The organism is Verrucomicrobiota bacterium (genome assembly GCA_016871535.1).
Classification (GTDB): Bacteria; Verrucomicrobiota; Verrucomicrobiia; order Limisphaerales; family SIBE01; genus VHCZ01.
This window is the reverse complement of sequence record VHCZ01000016.1, coordinates 1-17,627: the sequence shown is the minus strand read 5'-3', so window position 1 is coordinate 17,627 and position 17,627 is coordinate 1. Positions and strand designations below refer to the sequence as shown.

The 17,627-nt window shown below is 60.4% G+C and carries 15 protein-coding genes and 1 tRNA gene; 6 read left to right on the top strand and 10 right to left on the bottom strand.

What is annotated here, in order from left to right:
- Positions 1–270 precede the first annotated feature (270 nt).
- From FJ398_03970 to FJ398_03950, 5 genes are all read right to left on the bottom strand, one after another.
- Positions 271–347, bottom strand: a tRNA-Met gene (locus FJ398_03970).
- Between the two features lie 438 nt (positions 348–785).
- Positions 786–2,960 (bottom strand): catalase/peroxidase HPI, encoded by a 2,175-nt coding sequence (katG, locus tag FJ398_03965; GenBank protein ID MBM3837111.1) that lies wholly within the window; start codon positions 2,958–2,960, stop codon positions 786–788.
- A gap of 359 nt (positions 2,961–3,319) precedes the next feature.
- Positions 3,320–3,748: a gluconate 2-dehydrogenase subunit 3 family protein gene (locus FJ398_03960; protein MBM3837110.1), complete on the bottom strand. Its 429-nt coding sequence runs from the start codon at positions 3,746–3,748 to the stop codon at positions 3,320–3,322.
- The gene (locus tag FJ398_03955; GenBank protein MBM3837109.1) at positions 3,745–5,370 is read right to left on the bottom strand and encodes a GMC family oxidoreductase; all 1,626 of its coding nucleotides are present in this window, start codon (positions 5,368–5,370) and stop codon (positions 3,745–3,747) included. Before FJ398_03955 ends, FJ398_03960 begins: the two co-directional genes overlap by 4 nt.
- A gap of 501 nt (positions 5,371–5,871) precedes the next feature.
- Entirely contained in the window at positions 5,872–7,416 is a 1,545-nt protein-coding gene (locus FJ398_03950; protein ID MBM3837108.1) for a LamG domain-containing protein, read from the bottom strand.
- A 23-nt stretch (positions 7,417–7,439) separates the two neighbouring features.
- On the opposite strand from FJ398_03950, the gene FJ398_03945 reads away from it, so the two are divergent.
- Positions 7,440–8,288: a hypothetical protein gene (locus FJ398_03945; GenBank protein ID MBM3837107.1), complete on the top strand. Its 849-nt coding sequence runs from the start codon at positions 7,440–7,442 to the stop codon at positions 8,286–8,288.
- Between the two features lie 104 nt (positions 8,289–8,392).
- Here FJ398_03945 and FJ398_03940 read toward each other — a convergent pair whose 3' ends face one another.
- Complete coding sequence (locus FJ398_03940) at positions 8,393–8,890, bottom strand: Crp/Fnr family transcriptional regulator (protein MBM3837106.1); 498 nt, start codon at positions 8,888–8,890, stop codon at positions 8,393–8,395.
- Between the two features lie 347 nt (positions 8,891–9,237).
- On the opposite strand from FJ398_03940, the gene FJ398_03935 reads away from it, so the two are divergent.
- Positions 9,238–10,362 (top strand): hypothetical protein, encoded by a 1,125-nt coding sequence (locus FJ398_03935; GenBank protein ID MBM3837105.1) that lies wholly within the window; start codon positions 9,238–9,240, stop codon positions 10,360–10,362.
- Positions 10,363–10,480: 118 nt separating this feature from the next.
- On the opposite strand, the gene FJ398_03930 is transcribed toward FJ398_03935, so the two are convergent.
- The 3 genes from FJ398_03930 to FJ398_03920 all read right to left on the bottom strand — a co-directional run bounded on the left by FJ398_03930 (position 10,481) and on the right by FJ398_03920 (position 12,437).
- Positions 10,481–10,939, bottom strand: coding sequence for a universal stress protein (locus FJ398_03930; GenBank protein ID MBM3837104.1), 459 nt, complete (start codon positions 10,937–10,939; stop codon positions 10,481–10,483).
- A 443-nt stretch (positions 10,940–11,382) separates the two neighbouring features.
- Positions 11,383–11,655 (bottom strand): hypothetical protein, encoded by a 273-nt coding sequence (locus FJ398_03925; protein ID MBM3837103.1) that lies wholly within the window; start codon positions 11,653–11,655, stop codon positions 11,383–11,385.
- 263 nt (positions 11,656–11,918) lie between these two features.
- Positions 11,919–12,437 (bottom strand): hypothetical protein, encoded by a 519-nt coding sequence (locus FJ398_03920; GenBank protein MBM3837102.1) that lies wholly within the window; start codon positions 12,435–12,437, stop codon positions 11,919–11,921.
- Here FJ398_03920 and FJ398_03915 point away from each other — a divergent pair.
- The 4 genes from FJ398_03915 to FJ398_03900 all read left to right on the top strand — a co-directional run bounded on the left by FJ398_03915 (position 12,436) and on the right by FJ398_03900 (position 14,853).
- The gene (locus FJ398_03915) at positions 12,436–13,341 is read left to right on the top strand and encodes a prepilin-type N-terminal cleavage/methylation domain-containing protein (GenBank protein MBM3837101.1); all 906 of its coding nucleotides are present in this window, start codon (positions 12,436–12,438) and stop codon (positions 13,339–13,341) included. The two genes, FJ398_03920 and FJ398_03915, sit on opposite strands and share 2 nt — an antisense overlap.
- A 236-nt stretch (positions 13,342–13,577) precedes the next feature.
- The gene (locus FJ398_03910) at positions 13,578–13,787 is read left to right on the top strand and encodes a hypothetical protein (protein MBM3837100.1); all 210 of its coding nucleotides are present in this window, start codon (positions 13,578–13,580) and stop codon (positions 13,785–13,787) included.
- 3 nt (positions 13,788–13,790) lie between these two features.
- Positions 13,791–14,036 (top strand): hypothetical protein, encoded by a 246-nt coding sequence (locus FJ398_03905; GenBank protein MBM3837099.1) that lies wholly within the window; start codon positions 13,791–13,793, stop codon positions 14,034–14,036.
- 142 nt (positions 14,037–14,178) lie between these two features.
- Complete coding sequence (locus FJ398_03900) at positions 14,179–14,853, top strand: hypothetical protein (GenBank protein MBM3837098.1); 675 nt, start codon at positions 14,179–14,181, stop codon at positions 14,851–14,853.
- Between the two features lie 1,142 nt (positions 14,854–15,995).
- On the opposite strand, the gene FJ398_03895 is transcribed toward FJ398_03900, so the two are convergent.
- Positions 15,996–17,234: a hypothetical protein gene (locus FJ398_03895; GenBank protein MBM3837097.1), complete on the bottom strand. Its 1,239-nt coding sequence runs from the start codon at positions 17,232–17,234 to the stop codon at positions 15,996–15,998.
- Positions 17,235–17,627: the final 393 nt, after the last annotated feature.

The following is a 17,627-nucleotide window of genomic DNA, read 5'->3' as shown; positions in this document are numbered from 1 at the left end:
TAACGACGGTGCGGCGCCGCTCCTGCGGGGCTTTTCTTCGATGGCATTGGCTCGGCAGGAGTCTCGCCGGGCCAGCCGCAGGAAACGGCGAGCGAAGGAGTGGATTAAGGCGGCAGCGAGAGGGAACTGCACGCCAATTCACGCCAATTCTAGGGTTGGCCCCCGGCAACAAAGGAATGTCCTGCTGTTATGCCACAGCACCGCTTCGTCAGAAGTGCGGCAGTTTGAAGGGCGTGGTTCCCGGAGTTGAAGGTCAAAAGCGTGTCGGTTTGGTGGGCCTGCCCGGACTTGAACCGAGAACCAAAGCATTATGAGTGCTCTGCTCTAACCAATTGAGCTACAGGCCCGCTGCGTTAAGGTTGCAAAAACGATGCTGACTTTCAATAGCGAACCTGGAGCGCGGACGGTCTGCTCATCGGTGCCAATCAAGCCTCGCTCCTTGAGGGCGGCGCGGATCTGCTGATTGACGCGATGCACTTCTGACCAAGTCTGCGACACGGCGACCGTCGAGCGTCCTTGTTCCGGGTCGCGGTAGTAATGACCAATCCATCCCGCGCGTTGGCTATTGGCGATTGGTCATTGGCCATTCGCGCGCAGCGCGCTGTCCCTGTGGTGTAGTCCAGCAACATGCCTGCCTCTTATTCACGGAGTCGAAACCACAGCATGCTGGTGCTCAACCGCAACTGGCAGGCGATCAACATCCGCACGCCCGCCGAAGCGTCGCAACTCACGTCCCATCCTCCATTATCTCGGCAATGACGAGTCGTCAGAACTTGGATCAGAACTCACGCCAGATCGAAGCGGTCGAGGTTCATCACTTTGTTCCAGGCCGAAACAAAGTCGTGAACAAACTTCGCCTGGGCGTCGGAGCTTCCGTAAACTTCAGCCAGTGCCCGGAGTTGGGAATTGGAACCGAAGACTAGGTCCACACGCGTGCCGGTCCACTTGACCGCGCCGGTCTTGCCATCGCGGCCTTCAAACACGTCTGCGTCCTTCGAGACCGGCTTCCACTCCGTGCTCATGTCGAGCAAGTTCACGTAGAAGTCATTGGTCAATGCCTCCGGTCGCCTGGTGAAAACGCCGTGCGGCGCGCCACCGAAGTTGGTCTTCAGGACGCGCATGCCGCCCACGAGCGCGGTCATTTCCGGCGCGGTCAAGGTCAGCAATTGCGCCTTGTCCACGAGCAACGCCTCGGATGGCACGGTGTAATTGCCCTTGAGGTAATTGCGGAAGCCGTCCGCGATGGGTTCGAGCACGGCGAAGGACGCCGCATCGGTTTGCTCTGAGGAGGCGTCCGTGCGTCCCGGCGTGAAGGGAACCGTGATCGTGTGACCGGCGTTCTTCGCCGCTTGCTCGACGCCGGCGCAACCGGCCAGCACGATCAGGTCAGCCAGCGAAACTTTCGTGCCGCACGACTGCGCGCTGTTGAACGCGCTCTGGATGCCTTCCAGGGTCTTGAGCACCCTGGCCAGTTGGGCGGGCTGGTTGACTTCCCAATCGTTCTGCGGCGCGAGGCGAATGCGGGCGCCGTTCGCGCCGCCGCGCTTGTCGGAGCCACGGAATGTGGACGCTGATGACCAGGCGGTATAAACCAGCTCAGAGACCGACAGACCGGAAGCCAGGATTTTGCCCTTGAGAACGGCGATGTCCTGCGCATCGATCAATTTGTGATTCACCTCGGGAACCGGGTCCTGCCAGATGAGTTCTTCCGCGGGAACCTCCGGGCCAAGATAACGCGCGCGCGGGCCCATGTCGCGGTGCGTCAGCTTGAACCACGCGCGGGCGAAAGCGTCGGCAAACTGAGCGGGATTCTCCAGGAAACGCCGCGCGATTTTTTCGTAAGCCGGATCGAAGCGCAGCGAAAGGTCCGTGGTGAGCATGGTGGGCTTGCGCTTTTGGGACGGATGGTGCGCGTCCGGGATGATTTCGGGAGCGTCTTTGGCAACCCACTGATGCGCGCCGGCCGGGCTCTTGGTCAGTTCCCATTCGTATTTGAAGAGGTTTTCCAGGTAGTAATTGCTCCAGCGCGCCGGCGTTTGTGTCCAGGTAACTTCCAGGCCGCTGGTGATCGTGTCACCGCCTTTGCCGGCGCCGAAGGTGTTTTTCCAGCCCAGGCCCTGCTCTTCGAGTCCGGCCGCTTCCGGATCAGGCCCAACATGCAACGCGGGGCCGGCGCCGTGAGTTTTGCCGAAGGTGTGGCCGCCGGCGATGAGCGCCACCGTCTCTTCGTCGTTCATCGCCATGCGGGCGAAGGTCTCGCGAATGTCCCGCGCCGCGGCCACCGGGTCGGGATTGCCGTTCGGTCCCTCCGGGTTGACGTAAATGAGGCCCATCTGCACGGCCCCGAGCGGGTTTTCAAGATTCCGGTCGCCGGAGTAGCGTTCGTCACCCAGCCACTTTTCCTCGGAGCCCCAATAGACGTCCTGGTCGGGCTCCCAGACATCCTCGCGGCCGCCGCCGAAACCGAACGTTTTGAAGCCCATCGTTTCCGAGGCAACATTGCCGGCCAGGATCATCAAGTCGGCCCACGAAATCTTCCGGCCATACTTCTGCTTGATCGGCCAAAGGAGCCGGCGCGCCTTATCGAGGCTGACGTTGTCCGGCCAACTGTTGAGTGGCGCGAAGCGTTGCTGGCCCCTGCCGCCGCCGCCGCGGCCGTCGCCGATGCGGTAGGTGCCGGCGCTGTGCCATGCCATGCGGATGAACAAAGGCCCGTAGTGCCCGAAGTCCGCCGGCCACCAGTCCTGCGAGTCGGTCATCAAAGCTGCGAGATCCTTTTTCAGAGCTGCAAAGTCGAGGCTCTTGAACTCTTTGGCGTAGTCGAAGTCCTCGCCCATCGGGTTGGACTTGGCGGAATGCTGGTGCAGCAGTTCGAGCTTCAACTGGTTCGGCCACCAGTCGCGGTTCGTGGTGCCGCCGCCGGCGGCTTGATGGAATGGGCATTTGGTTTCAGTGGACATATGTTTTCTCTTTTGGTCGGTTATGATTCGTTCTTGCCCCAATGAAGCACTCAGTGAGGTATTGTTGAAATACTTTTTTCCATACCTGCTTGCCATGACGCCGAACGCATCCACGGTAGGGCGAGCCCGTCCCGGCGAGCCGTGGCCGACGTATAGACGGGTTCAAGATCGAGTGCATGGCACCTTGGCCATGGAAACTTCCCAAGAACCGTCTCCTCGGACCGTGGCCTTTAGGCGCCTTCAGGCCGCTTCCACGCCGAACTCCAAATTGGGCGCGGAAGCAGCCTGAAGGCTGCGGTCCGCCCGGTTCATGGGCGCCGAGTGCATGATTCTGAAGCCAAAGGAGCAGATTTCGAAGATCACCGCGGCGTCGGGCGGAAGATGGGACCGCGGTCGATTACCGATTGCAGCAGGCCGTCGTCGCAGTAGTCGGGTCTGGGATCGATGGGACGCGCGCTTTGGCCGTCGTATCCGAGGGCCGCGCGCACGCGCGAATTCAAGAAGTAAGCCCCAGGCACGAGTTCAGCCAGGAGACCGAAGCCAGCCGGGTCATTGATTTGAAGCTCGGCCAAGAATTCCGCGGCGTTCCTCCCCTGGGCTTGCGCGAGAATCTTCTTCAAACCTTCGGCCAGGTCCGGACGCACCGCGAGGATCTGGTCCAGGCCGTCCTGCGCCACGCCCGCCTCGCTCGCGGAAGGGAAACCATCGCCCGCGGGGATCAGCACATCCGCCAGGTTGGCCAGGACGGATCTCTCAGATGTGTCGGAGTTCATTGGCCAGGTGTTCACAGCGGGACTCTTTGATTGCGCCGCTCTTCGACAAGATGTTCGGCGCAGCGCAGGGCCAAGGCGGCGATGGTCGCCGTCGGGTTCATGCCGCTCGACGTGGGCCAGATGCTGCCGTCGAGGATGAACAGATTGGGCACATCGTGACAACGTCCGCACGCATCCACGACGGACGTTGCGGGATCCGCGCCCATTCGGGCGGTGCCGAGCAGGTGCCAGCCGGTTTCGCGGATGAGCGGCGCGATCACGGTCGCGTATGCCCCGGCAGCGTCGAGCGATTCCCGCGCGCGCGCCAGATGAAACTGCAGAAGCCGCCGTGAGTTTTCCGACATCCGATAAATCAACTTCGGCGCGGGAATGCCGTCGGCGTCCTTGAGAACAGGATCGAGCACGACGCGATTGTCGTCCTCCGGCAAGTCCTCCGCAATGATTCCCCACATCGCCGAATGACCGAGCCGCTGGCGGAGTTGTTGGTGAAAGCTCGGTCCCCAGATCGGATTGTCGCCCCACGGATAACTGCGCGTCATGGAGAGCGGACCGCCCGTGGGCTGCAATCCCCACTTGGCGCCGCGCACGAATCCGCGCGCGGCATCCGTCTCGTAAAATTCGAGGCAATGAATGTGTTGGCCCCACAAACCGTGGGTGCTGCCCAGATCCTCTTCAAACAAACCCACCACGGTGCCGAACGGATGCATCATCAGGCGCCGCCCCACCAAACCCGATGAATTGGCGAGTCCGCTCGGAGACTTGTTGGTCGCGGAAAGCAACAGGATTCTCGGCGTGCCAATCCCGTTGGCGCCCAGAACCGTGACCGCGGCTTTCTGAAACTGTTCCTTCCCCGTTCGATCCACATACAGCGCGCCGGTGGCCAGCCCTCCGGGACTGACTTCAAGCCGGCGCACGCGCGCGCCGGTGACGAGGCGCGCGCCGCGTTTCACCAGTTGCGGCCAGTGGGTGCGATCGACGGACGCCTTGGCGCCTTCGACGCAGCCCCACATGCAGGTCGCGCGCTGCGTGCACTCGCGAAGCGAACCGTAAGGCCGGGTCGCAATGGCATTGGGCGCGGGCCACCAGTGCCAGCCGAGTTGGTTGTGCGCGCGGGCCACGCGCCGGCCCATGGGCGCGAGCGGAGCCGGCGGCAACGGCAGCGGTTTGCCCGGCGGAAACGCGGTGTCTCCAGCCAGGCCCGAAACGCCAAAGTCGCGCTCGACTCTTTCGTAAAACGGTTCCAGGTCCTCGTAAGTGAGCGGCCAATCGTCCGCCACGCCATCGAGCGTGCGCACCCGAAAATCAGATGGCATGTTGCGCTGCCAGTGCGCGGCGTAGATCACCGTGCCGCCACCCACGGCATTGTAGAGCACGGCGGAAATGTCGGAGTCCTGGTCGTCGATCGGGTAATCGGCCGGGGCCTGGCGGCGATTCGGGTTGCCCGACCAGTAACGGCCCGCGGTCAGTTCAAAGTCCGGATGCTCCGCGCGGGCTTTGGAGTAGTCCGGCCAATCGCCTTGTTCGAGCACGACGACGCGCAGGCGGGCTTCGATGAATCGTTTCGCGGCTACAGCGCCGGTGGGGCCGGCCCCGATGATCAGAACGTCGGGGTCAGGCTCGGAGGCGTGGACGGGCATAGCTCAAATCTGGAATCGATTCTCCCCTCCCCACGAACCTGATTCAACCACGGATTACGCGGATCACACGGATAAAATCACTTCTCGATCCGCGAATCCGCGAAATCCGTGGTCAAGAAATCGGCTCAGAGGTTCAGGCCTCCTCTTCTTCCTCTCCCTGCGAGGAACGAGCGGGGAGAGGACCGAGGAGAGGGGAAACACAGTGAAAACGGCCCTCCTCTCCCCGTCCCTCTCCTCCCTTCGCAGGGAAGAGAGGGCGAAATCCATGGCGCCGGTTTATTGTTTGGCGCGATAAAACCGCATCGCTGCATCCGGTTTGACCTTAGAGCGTGTCCGAAAATTGCGCGGGGTCCTGCGGCGAGGGATTTTGGCTGTGGCCAAGGCGGCGAGGTCCGAGCATCCCCAACGCGGGCTGTAAGGACCGAGCCAACGCAGGCCACGGACAAAAGACCCGCCGCCCGGAGGGTTTTCGCGCCAAAGGCCGCCTGGCTTCGTTGCTCCTCAGTCGAAGATCCAGGGAGGATATTCTCCTTCGTCGCGCCTCGCCATCCGGCCTTTGGCGCGAAAACAGGACCCCGCGGAATTTTCGGACACGCTCTTAAGCGGCGACACCGCGTTCGCCACGGCGGTCCAACCGCTCGCCAGCGCCGTGGAGGATTCGAGGGTCCCGGCGCTCCAGGTGATTTCCAGTTCCGCGCCGACTCGTTTGATGGCCAGCGTGGGCGGCTTGACCGTCTCCGCCACAGGCACGGTGAACCCAAACGCGCGCGGCACGGTGGTGTTGTAGCCTGTCTTGCTCAGATAGATGTCGTCGAAGAACAGATTCGTGGATGTGCTGTGCCCGCCCAGGCCGCCGAGAATGATCTTGTCCAAATCCTTGGTCGTAAAACCGACATCAGCTTGCCCGATCGGATTTCGGGCGGAGATATAATCCGAAACGACCTTGGTGCGCTGGGTTGTCCCATCCTTTTGGACGTAGATCGAGTAAGTGTCGCCCGTGGAGCTTTGGTCCGCCGGGAACGGGCCGTTCTTAAAGTCCACCCAAATATTGTAGGCGGCCTTCGTTGCGACCACCGGTTCAGGACCAAAATCGACCGTTGCGCCGTTGCCGTTGGCGCCGCCCACTTGCACGCCGGTCCCGAGTTCGTTGCTGATGACTGCTCCGGGGCCAATGTTATCGCCCATCGCGCCGACGTCGCTGCCGAAGCGCACGCTGCGATCCGTGATGCCGACCGTTCCTTTGACTGGTTCGGATTCGTCGCCGGAGGTGTAAACGCGGAAGAACAGAGTTCGCTGTTCGCCTTCCTTCAAGGTCAGCGGGCCGAGCCGCAAGGAGGCCGTGGCATTGCCGCCTCGGGGGGCGACGAGTTTGTTGCCGCTGATATCGACGACCACGAAATCGTTCCCGTCCAGGTCGGCCCACCCGCCCTGACCGTTCAATCCTCCAACCGTGTAACGGTCGAAATTGTCGATCAAGGTCCACCCTGCTGAAACGCCATCGATGGCGGCGACACTCACGGTTTGGGAAGCCGTTTCCACGCCGCGTTTCAGCGTCAACTTGAAGGTCCGGCTGGCGGTGAGCGTTACATCGGTCGAACCCAGGTCCGAGACAGTTTTCGCGGTGACATCCCCGACTCCCTGGTCGATTTCCACCTGGGCGTTTTTGGTCACATCCCAGGTCAAGGTCATCTTGTCGCCCACGGCGGCGGCGGGCAGGCTGGACTTGAAGGTGCGGATCGCCAGCGGTTGGGGTTTGCTGGACGGCACGGGCGTGCCCGTGGTCACGACGGCCTTAACTTCGTCCGCGGAAAGCGCGCGATTCCACAAAGCCACGTCATCGATCAACCCGGTGACCCAGTGCGTGGGATTGGCGCGCAGGATGCCGCCGACGGTTGTCGTGTTGATGCGCCAGGCGCCGGCTTCCTTGGCGGGGATTTCGAGCGCGTCTTTTGTGCCGTCGATGTACAACGCACGAGTTCCGTCATCCTGCTGCACAAAGGCCAGATGATGCCAGGCGCCGCTGAGCGGTTCGCCTTCGCTCTTGATGTGATTGACCGGCGCTCGTCAAGCTGAATCGCCGGGACGAAGCGGGCGCGACGATTCAGGCGACCCTCGCGCGCGATCCGGAGAATTCCGCGACCCACGCCAACCAGGGCTGGGCTTGTCTGGAAAACGGCGAACGCGAAAAGGCGCTCGAACATTTTCGCGAAGCGCTGCGGCTCGACGCGGAGAACGAATGGGCGCGAGCGGGGATTGTCGAGGCCCTGAAAGCCGGCAACCCGATCTACGCGGTGATGCTGAAATACTTTCTGTTCATGTCGAAGCTCAGCCCGGGCGTGCAATGGGCCATCATCATCGGGGGCTACCTCGGGAACCGGGTGCTGGGCTCCGTCGCGCAATCCAACCCTGGCCTGGCGCCGTGGGTCCTGCCGGCGCGCATTGCGTATATCGCGTTTGCCGTGCTCACGTGGACGGCGTACCCGATGTTCAACTTGATGCTGCGGCTGAATCGATTTGGCCGGTTGGCGTTGACTCCGGAACAGACCGTGGAGTCCAACTGGGTCGGGGGAGTTTTTCTTCTGGGCCTGGCGTCCTTGATCTGGTGCCTCGCGACGGGCTTCAACAGTCCTTTCGGGATCATGGCGCTGACGGTCTTTGGGCTGCTGCTGTTGCCCCTGGCGGGACTATTCCGTTGTTCGGAAGGCTGGCCGCGCCGGACCATGCTGGCCGTGGTGGTCGGGCTCACGTTGGTGGGGTTGGCCGCGATGTGGCTGCTGTGGCAATCGTACTTTGGCGACGGCCGATTCCTTAAGGCGAAGGCGGAGAGCGCCTTCGAGGTATTGGGCCTGTTCAGCCTGGGAATCCTCGCCTCGACATTCCTCGGCAACTACCTCGCCTCCCAGCGGCCGAAGCACTGACAGCTCCCTCCCAGCCCATGAACCACGCCCGGATGTAGTCCCGGCTTGAGCCGGTCGAGCGCCCCAGAAGCCGCACAACGTGACCGTGTCGCGGGTTCTGCTCCCTAACTCCCTCTCAACTGCTTTCGCGTTGCCTGGAGCCTCTGGATCACGACGGAGGTGACGCGCGTCATCAGTTCGTAGCCGAGGTCGTGGTCGTCTTCGCATTGTTCGCGAAGGCGCGTGCCGTAGAAAAAAATCGCGGCGGCCGGTTGGATGGCTCGCGCGTCGAAATGCCAATAGTAAGGAGGGAAAAGCCACGACCATCCGAGCACTTCGCCGAGGCCGATGGTTTGAATCACCAGGGAAGGTTCCTCGGCGGTGCGCGATTCGAGCGCGATCTGGCCCGATTCGATCAGGTAAAAGCGGTTGGCCGGGTCGCCCTCTCGGAAAATGAAGTCGCCTTCCTCGAACTGCACGCGCATAGCATTGTCGGCCAGCACGCGCAGGTGATCCGGGGAAAGGCCTTTGAGAAACGGATGCCCGGCAATGGCGGCGGCCAGAGTCTTGCCTGTCGCCAGTTCCACTTCGGCTTTGCGCAGTGAATTCGGAAGTGCACTCATGTCGTGTCGAGAGCAAATGGGTACTTCTGAATCCGCGCGCGAACCACACTCCGCTTGCCAATTGTTCACTGTTTCTTGGCGGCCGATCAAGGATCGACCTTCCAGGCACATCCGCAGACTGCACCGGAGCGCGGCCTTGAGGCCGCTTCGGCGTCAAGCGTATCACGGAGTAAGCGGCGTAAACGCCGCGCTCCGGCCCTGGCAATCCGGAGCAGTGTACGGATACGTCCAGTGTTTCAGATTTGCACAGTCACCGCTGAGTTAGCAATCGATTCACCAATTCTTGTTCAACGAAAGCCAAAGAAGGTTTGGCGCCATTTTCAGCGTTCTGTCAAAACGGTGTTTCGATGAAGTTGCCTGATCAGAAGACGGCCACACCTCGGCTGCGAGTGAGCCGGCTCCCATTTCTGGGCCTGGGCATTCTCTCGCTTCTGGCGGGCCTCTGGGGCGGCTTGATTCGGCTGCCCTTGAATTTGCCCGTGCCAGCCGACCATGCCAACTGGATCACGTTTCATGGGCCTTTGATGATTTGCGGATTCCTGGGAACGGTGATCGGCCTGGAGCGCGCCGTCGGACTGCAAGCGGCGTGGACTTATGCGGCGCCGCTTTTGACGGGCGCGGGAGCGTTGATCTTCATTCTCGGATTTCTGGGACCGGGTGGGCCGGCTTTGTTTGCGCTCGGCAGCGCGGCGTTTCTGGCGGTGACCTTCCGCGTCGTGCAACTGCAACGCGCGCTCTTCACCGTCACGATGAGCCTGGGCGCGGCGGCGTGGTTGACCGGAAACATCCTCTGGCTCGCTGGTCAGCCTGTGAACCGCGTCGTCCTGTGGTGGGCCGCGTTTCTGGTGCTGACGATCCTGGGCGAGCGGCTGGATCTCTCGCGGTTTCAACGCCAGGTGCGGTGGGCGCCGCCGCTCCTGATCGCCTCACTCGCGGTGTTCCTCGGTGGAATCATCCTGAGCGTCTTCGCGCAAACGGCGGGTGAACGAGCGACCGGCTTCGGAATCCTCGCGCTGTCGCTCTGGCTGGGCCGCTTCGACATTGCGCGACGCACAGTGCGGCAGACAGGGCTGCCGCGTTTCATGGCCATTTGTCTGCTCGCGGGTTACGTGTGGCTCGGCGTCGCGGGACTTTTGCTCTTGCGTTTCGCGCCGCTGGCATTCGGCCCAGGCTACGCCGCCGCGCTCCATTCGCTGTTCCTGGGATTCGTGTTTTCGATGATCTTCGGCCACGCGCCGGTGATTTTTCCGGCGGTGTTGAATTTGCCGGTGGCGTTCCGGAACCGGTTTTATCTGCACGCCGGATTGCTCCACTTCTCCCTGTTGCTCAGAGTGCTGGCAGATTTGAGCGGTTGGGGTGAAGGCCGCCAACTGGGCGGCCTGCTGAACGCCGCCGCGATCTTGCTCTTTCTGGCCAACACGGTCACGTCCCTGAACCGAAGGAGTGGCCGCGGCCCCACCTGCTTACCATGAACCGTCTTTTCGGACCGCGGCCTTGAGGCCGCTTCAACGCTCGACTGCGGAGAGTGCGCGGAAGCAGCCTAAAGGCTGCGGTCCGCACGGTCTTCGGTTCATGGCCCAGGAGCAGGTCTTACTCGACCACGAACTCGCGCTCGTACTCGCGGACGACGAGCACCGGGCAAGGCGCGTGACGCACCACATACTCGGCGGCGCTGCCCAACAGCACATGCTTCAGGCCGGTGCGTCCGTGGGTGGAAATCACGATCAGATCCGCCGGCATGCCCCGCGCGACGGCGACGATTTCTGCGGCGGGCGAGCCGCATTGCACCAGCGGGTCAACCGGAACCTGGTCCCCGATTTCATCCACAATCAGCGAGGCGAGTTGCCGTTCCCCGCTCGCGCGCATCTCCGCTTCCAGGGAGCCATAGTCGATGCCGCCGTATTCACCGACCGCGTAATTGGCGGGCACCACGTAAAGCAAGGTCAAGGCGGCCCGGTGCTGGCTGGCTAACGGGATGGCATAGCGCAGTGCCTTCTTCGCGCAGTCCGAGAAGTCGATCGGGACGAGAATCCGTTTTAATCGGAACAGAGAGTCTGCGCTGACACGGCCTGCGGCGGCCAGCAGGGGTTCATCGCCGGTGTCGAATTCGAGGATCACGTCTCCGTGACGTTTGGTTGGTTTAGCTTTCATGGTTTGTGTCCGTTGATTGCTCAGGGAAAACGTCTGACGCGGGGGCGTCCTCGCCTACACCTGGCTTGGCAATCCCCGGTCATTTCTTGAGTCGTGGTTAGAGGCATGAGGCGGTCGGTCTATCTGGGGTGATTGGTCGCCTATTCCGCTTCTCCACGAACCTGATTCAACCACGGATTACAGGGATAACACGGATCAGAACACTTCTGCATCCGCGAAATCCGCGAAATCCGTGGTCCAAAAATCTGTTCGAGGGTTCAATGCGCGAAGCTTTGCTTGGGAGAATTCTCGCCCTTGCCACAGGACACAAAAATGGGGGGATGTTCGCCCCACGAAGAGGCTCACTTTCCAACCGCGGGATCGACCTTTCTCAAGGCACTGGCCGCGGCTCGACGAACGATGTCGGCTTTGTCGTTAAGAGCCGCCTTCAACGCAGGAATCGCCGCTCCTGCCGCCGGTCCGGCTTGCCTGAGCAGGTAGGCCGCAAAGGCGCGCTGGCCCGGTTCTGGGTCGGAACGGAGTGTCTCGATGATCACTTCCAGGCCGTGGGACTCGGCCGGGTCAAACCGGACTAACCAGGCGGGCACGTTCAAATCGATCAAGTCCCCGCGCATGCGGGAGCTTTTCCTGGAGCTTGGCAATTCTCTGGTGGCTGGGGCGCTCGGCGATTGCACGACAACGGTGCGCAAGCTCGCCTTCCTCCCCCTCACCCTGGCCCTCTCCCTCAGGGAGAGGCGAATCGTTTCCCGCGCTGGAGCATGCCTTGACGCGTTGGGCTTGCCGGACTCAGGCACTACGCTGCTCCCTCTCCCCGAGGGAGAGGGCAGGGTGAGGGGGAGCGGAGCGTTCGTTCGCGGATGAAAACAGCGACTGAACTCTACGCGGACCAGGGCCGGTTTCGGATTCGGGATTTCTCCAGCGCCGCTTGCGCGAGTTCGACGTCCTCCGTGACGTGGAAATCGAACATGCCGACGCAGAGAAAATCCGCGCCGTTCTGGAACGCGTATTGAAATCCTTCGCGCGGATGAATCGAGCCCGCGCCGAGCACTTTGTAAGCGATCCAGGGCACTTCGACCTCCTGCATGAACGCCAGGGTCTCTTGCGGCGTTTCCTCCCACACACTGTCGAGCCGGTTCGGCGGGCCGGCCGACCAATCTTGTTTGCTGTTGAAAGTCTTCATGTAGAAGTCGGGTTTGACTCCGGCCTTCTCGCACGCCATCGACACTTCGATGGAGTGGCCTGCGACTCCTGCAATCACCTTCCGTTGCTTGATCAAGTCCACCGCCCGGGCCAGCACCTCGACCTTTTTCTTCGTGATCAAATCGTCCCCGATGCCGCCGTGCGTGAAGGCTCCGACGGCCCCGTTGTCCACGGCCTGTTGAATCTGGCCGGCCATGTCTTTCTCCGAGATTTCGATCTGCGCGATCGTCGCGTCTCGCCATACAGCCCTTTCCGCGAAAACAGGACCCCACGGAATTTTCAGACAGGCTCTCAGCCTGCCCCGCGGTCCCGGAGGGCTTCGACAGACCCTCGCTTTCACGTTGATCGAGCTGCTGGTCGTCATCGCCGTTCTTGGAATTCTCGCGGCGATTTTGCTTCCAGCGTTGAGTCGGGCGAAGGCCAAAGCAAACGGAATTACCTGCCTCAACCATACCCGCCAGTTGACCCTGGCCTGGCGGCTTTACGCGGATGCGAATGAGGATCGATGCGTCAACAACCACGGCGCGGATCAGACCCGGAAGGAGCGAAACACCTGGGCCAATCAGAACCTGTCCTGGGGAGCGGATCCCGACAACACCAACGCGGTCCTGCTCACGCAAGCGTTGCTCGGTGAATACGCCGGAAAATCCGTCAAGGCATTCAAGTGTCCGGCGGACCGCGCCCTGGCCGACAACGGCCCGCGGCTGCGCAGCTATTCGTTGAACTTGATGGTCGGCGATCCGGGCGCGCTGCTCGATGAGTTCAATCGGGATTTCCGGCAGTTCTTCAAGACGGCTGATATTCGTAATCCGGCATCGACTTTTCTGTTTCTCGACGAACATCCGGACACGCTCAACGACGGATTCTTCATGCTTCGGCTGGGGCGCTATGAGTGGGCGAACCTGCCGGCCTCGTTTCATAATGGCGGGGCCAATTTCTCGTTTGCAGACGGCCACACCGAGCTTCATCGCTGGTCCGTCACCGGACCCAACGGGACCGTTCGCCCTGGTGTTCGCGGCGCGGTGGCCGGGGATTTTCCGGCTGAACCGCGGACGGACTACTTGTGGGTCATGGAGCGGATGAGCGAACTGAAACGCTAGCCAACAACTCCATTGAGGCGGTCTTCGAGGCTGGTTACGCGTGGGAGAATGGAGCCGGTCCAGAGCGTGCCGAACGTTGGCGAGACTGTCATCGCCTGCTTGGGGAAGCCTTGGCTAAGGCGGCAAGCTCCGCCGCATCGCGAGAAAGCTCGATCCCGACTCGTAGAAGGCTTTCGCGAGTTCACAGTGCGTTCTTGAGTCTTGTCGGCGAATTCCGAGCAACGTACTCTTAGCCCATGACTGCGGCCAAAGTAATCGAAGAAATTGACGATCTGCCGCCGGACGAGCAGGCAAAAGTTATTCAATATGCGCTGAAGCTCGCTCGAGGCCGCCAGCTCAGCGCCGACGAATTGGGGGAATTGGCCGACCGCCTGGCGAATACTACAGACCCGGCTGAGATCATTCGTCTAAAGTCCGCTATGACCAGGGGATTTTACGGCGAGTGAATCATGCCAAGGATTCGCCGCCAGAATCTACCGCCGCCTCTCTACGCACATCTCCTTGAGCGAATTCAGCAACGAAACATTTCCAGCCTGCAACTCCGGTTGATGCTGCGATGGATGGATACTCACCCCCAGGTGCCAGAGGGCAAGTGGTTCAAGCGATTCCCGGAGATGGTGGTTTGCGGTGAGGGCGAGTTGATCAAGACATTCCTCACCACTGGGCAAGCGCCGAGTGGAGATGAGATCGAATAGGGGCCGGGATTTGACGGCCAGGCCAGGCCGGACCTTGCCGGCAAGAGGCATTTCGCCACGCAGGACGAAGATGATTTCTTGATCTGTTGGGTGCTGGTACGGAAATTGACGCTGAAGGTTATTCGTGATAACCACCGGCCCCATGCTGGGTAAGGTTTCCTTTTGTATCCCGCTTTTCCTCTCAATACTGCCGTGTTTGGGGGCAAGCGTCACCGTGATTACGCATGGATTCCAATTTGGAAACAATTACCCCGATTGGATTGATACGATGGCGAGCAATGTCGCCTTGCGGGCAGGCCGAAATACTTCGGTGTACCGAATGGAGATCCAATGGCCTTCGATTGCGCGCAGTCCGTCCGTGCAAATCTTCAAATTGGAGTCAGGACTTCCAAGCAGTGCGTTTACGACAAACGCCGAGATCGTCGTAAAAGTCTTTTGGCACACAGTTGCTGGATTCACTGACCCTGCGAATTCAACCGATGTGGCTTCACTCGTTGTCCCCTATTTAACGCGAGCCATTGATCTTGGAAACGGTACTACGGTGCGGGCATTTGCAAAGCTGCCAATTCATTTGATTGGGCACAGCCGGGGCGGAGGGGTCGTTTCTGAGATAGCGCGCTTGTTGGGAGAACAAGGAGTCTGGGTCGATCATCTGACAACGCTTGATCCGCATCCGCTCACTGATGCAGATTGCGTTTTCTTTGGTGCTATTTGTCCGGCTGCCCGAGACACAGCAGTCGTAGTTTTGAACAATTTGAACAACGTCATTTTTGCAGACAACTATTACCAAAATGTGGCAATTTGCCCGTCTCCCTAGGGCGAGTCGATCCCTGGAGCGACACAATTGTATTTGGATTCTCGGTTCGCAAATGACGGTTTGAATTTCTTGTGCTTGGAAGACACGCCGCACAGCAAAGTTCACGAATGGTATCAGGGCACTATTCCTGGAATCACGAATTCGCCCGCTGGGTGGTATCGGACAAACGACACCGGTTTCGGATTTTCACTGCTTGCGGACGGTCATGAACTTCGAAAAGGAGTTCGGGCTAATTATTCCGGATTAGGATCTCGATGGGGCGGTGCCGTTCGCAACTCGTGGAAACCATCGAACGCAACCTGGCCGAACATTGAAATCGCGCCATCCAATCCAACGGACGTTTTTCCCGGCCAGAGCATTTCGTTGTTGTGTCGGATTCAGGACTTCACAGAACGCTCCGTCGCATTGATTGGAACTGACGACGATGCTAATCCCTTCAACAGCCAATCCCCCAATGATTTCTTGAGAATCACGAATTCTTTGAAAGGGGCGACAACAAACATCTCCATTAACTGGAAGCCGACGATCGAAGATTCAGGGAAATACGTTTACGCAGCCGTGGCCAATCAAGCTCGGCAAGTGAGACTGTACTACCTGACGCGGCCGATTCAGGTCGTAACGCCGAGGATTACGAGCATCGCTCTACTGAAAGACAAATGGCTCGAGGTCGCAGTATCCGGGACTTTAGGAAGAACGTTTGAAGTCCTTGGATCCCCAGATGTCGCGACAAATACTACGAATTGGGTTTCCCTTGGTTCGATTACGTCTGATCGGTTCACGGTCTCGCCCAATATCGTCACGAATTTCTCGCGAGTGTTCTTCCAGTTGAAGTTTCCTCAGTGAAATCGCGCGAGCCTAAGTGGTCCGTTTCGTAAATACGCTCACGTTCGTTGCGCCCAATTTGGCCTGGGGCAAGGCGCGACGAGCGAGCATCCCCCGCCAGTGGGGCTGTGACCGAGGAGCAACGCAGCCCCAGGCAAAATTCGGCGCAACCCGAAGGGCGGCAGTTCTTTTTCGCCAGACTTCGTTGCTTGCTCCTTACAGATCCACTTCGGGATATGCTCGTCGCTCGCGCCTCGTCTGGCCGAAAAATCCCTTGCCGCGAACGTGATCGTATTTATGAAATGGACCACTAAGTTGCCCTACTTCGCCTCATATCCCGTCGTCGTGGCGGAGCGACGGCCTTGGAACAACATGTAACCGGGGCGCTTCTGCCAGCTCGAGGGACCGGCCAGGATCTTGCCATGGGCCAGCACGGATTTGCGGACGATTTCTTCGCGCGCATTGTAGGTCGGTGAGCCATCGCGGTCGCCGGCCTGGATGCCGAAATCGTTGCTCGCCACCATCACGATATCGATGCCCTCGACCTCATCAAGGATGGTGTCGATCATTCCGACGCCCGCCGGATTCTCGATCTGGATCATGATGAGAATATTGTTGTTGGCGTTGTTGGCATAGCCCGGTCCCCAAATGGCAGTGGCTCGATTGTTCCCCGCGCTCCGATGACCCCACGGCTTGGTGTTCGGGCTCTCGCGATTGCCAATCGGAAATTTGGCGAACTGGACGGCATTGCGGGCTTCCTCCACCGTGGAGACCATAGGGATGACGATTCCCAGCGCGCCGGCATCGACGGCTTTCTGGATGTCGCCGACGTTGGCGGACGGCACGCGCACGAAGGGAATGCAGCCGGCCTTGGCGATCACCTCGATCAGGTTCTGCGTTTCGCGCCAGGTCAGCGTGCTGTGCTGCATTTCGATCCAGATGAAATCCTGCCCTGCGCAAACCTTTTTCGCGGCCTCGAGATCAGGTTCGGTAAGGGTGTTGCTGAATACCTGCTTCCCGGCCTTCAATTTGGTGATCACGGTGTTGAAGGTCAGCGTGCCGGGAGCCGGTATGGGTTCCTGCTTTGCCTGCGCCTGCGCTGGTGGCTTCGCCGGCTGTCCTTGCGGGGCCTGTTTCGGTGGTTGTTGCGCCCGAGCCGCCGGGACGAAAGCCAGCGCAGCCGTGATGATGGCCGCCAATGTCATGAACCGACTGGCGCGACCTGTCACGCGCCAGCATCTTGGAGTGCGGCAGTCCTCTCTGCTCCTTACACGGCTCAGTGGATTGCTGTCGCCAATCCCAAAGGGATTGCGTCCTCCAGCCCAGGGTTGCGAGGCACGAGCTACCCGGGTTAGAGCGCACGAGGAGGAACCAACCCCAAGGGGGTTGCGCCTCTCCGATTGGCCAAAGACGCAACTCCGTTGAGGTTGATCCCGTGTTCCCCCGATTCCCCAGGGTAGCCCGTGCCTCGCAACCCTGGGCTTTGGGGCAGAATCCCGTTGGGATTCTAAACTGGCTCGCTGGTGAAGATTTAGTGGAAAGGTAGCGTTGCTCATCATATCGATCTCCAAGATTTGTCTGTTAGCGCCAACACGGACTGACCAGGGCCTCCGTCATGCGCTCGTAGAGAAGCCGGGGCGCCGCTGGCTATCCGGGAAGCGGAAGGAGGTTACTTCCCGCGCTGCCGAGCGGTCAAGCGTGAGCGCGGGTTGACGCATAACGAATTCCACGTCCTATTTCGGCTCCGGCGGTGTATTATCTGTGAATGGCTCACTCAGGAAAATCAGACCCTCCTCACGCTACGCTGCTCCTGAGCTAAGCTAAGCTAAGTGGTCCATTTCATAAATACGCTCACGTTCGCGGCAAGGGATTTTTCGGCCAGACGAGGCGCGAGCGACGAGCATATCCCGAAGTGGATCTGTAAGGAGCAAGCAACGAAGTCTGGCGAAAAA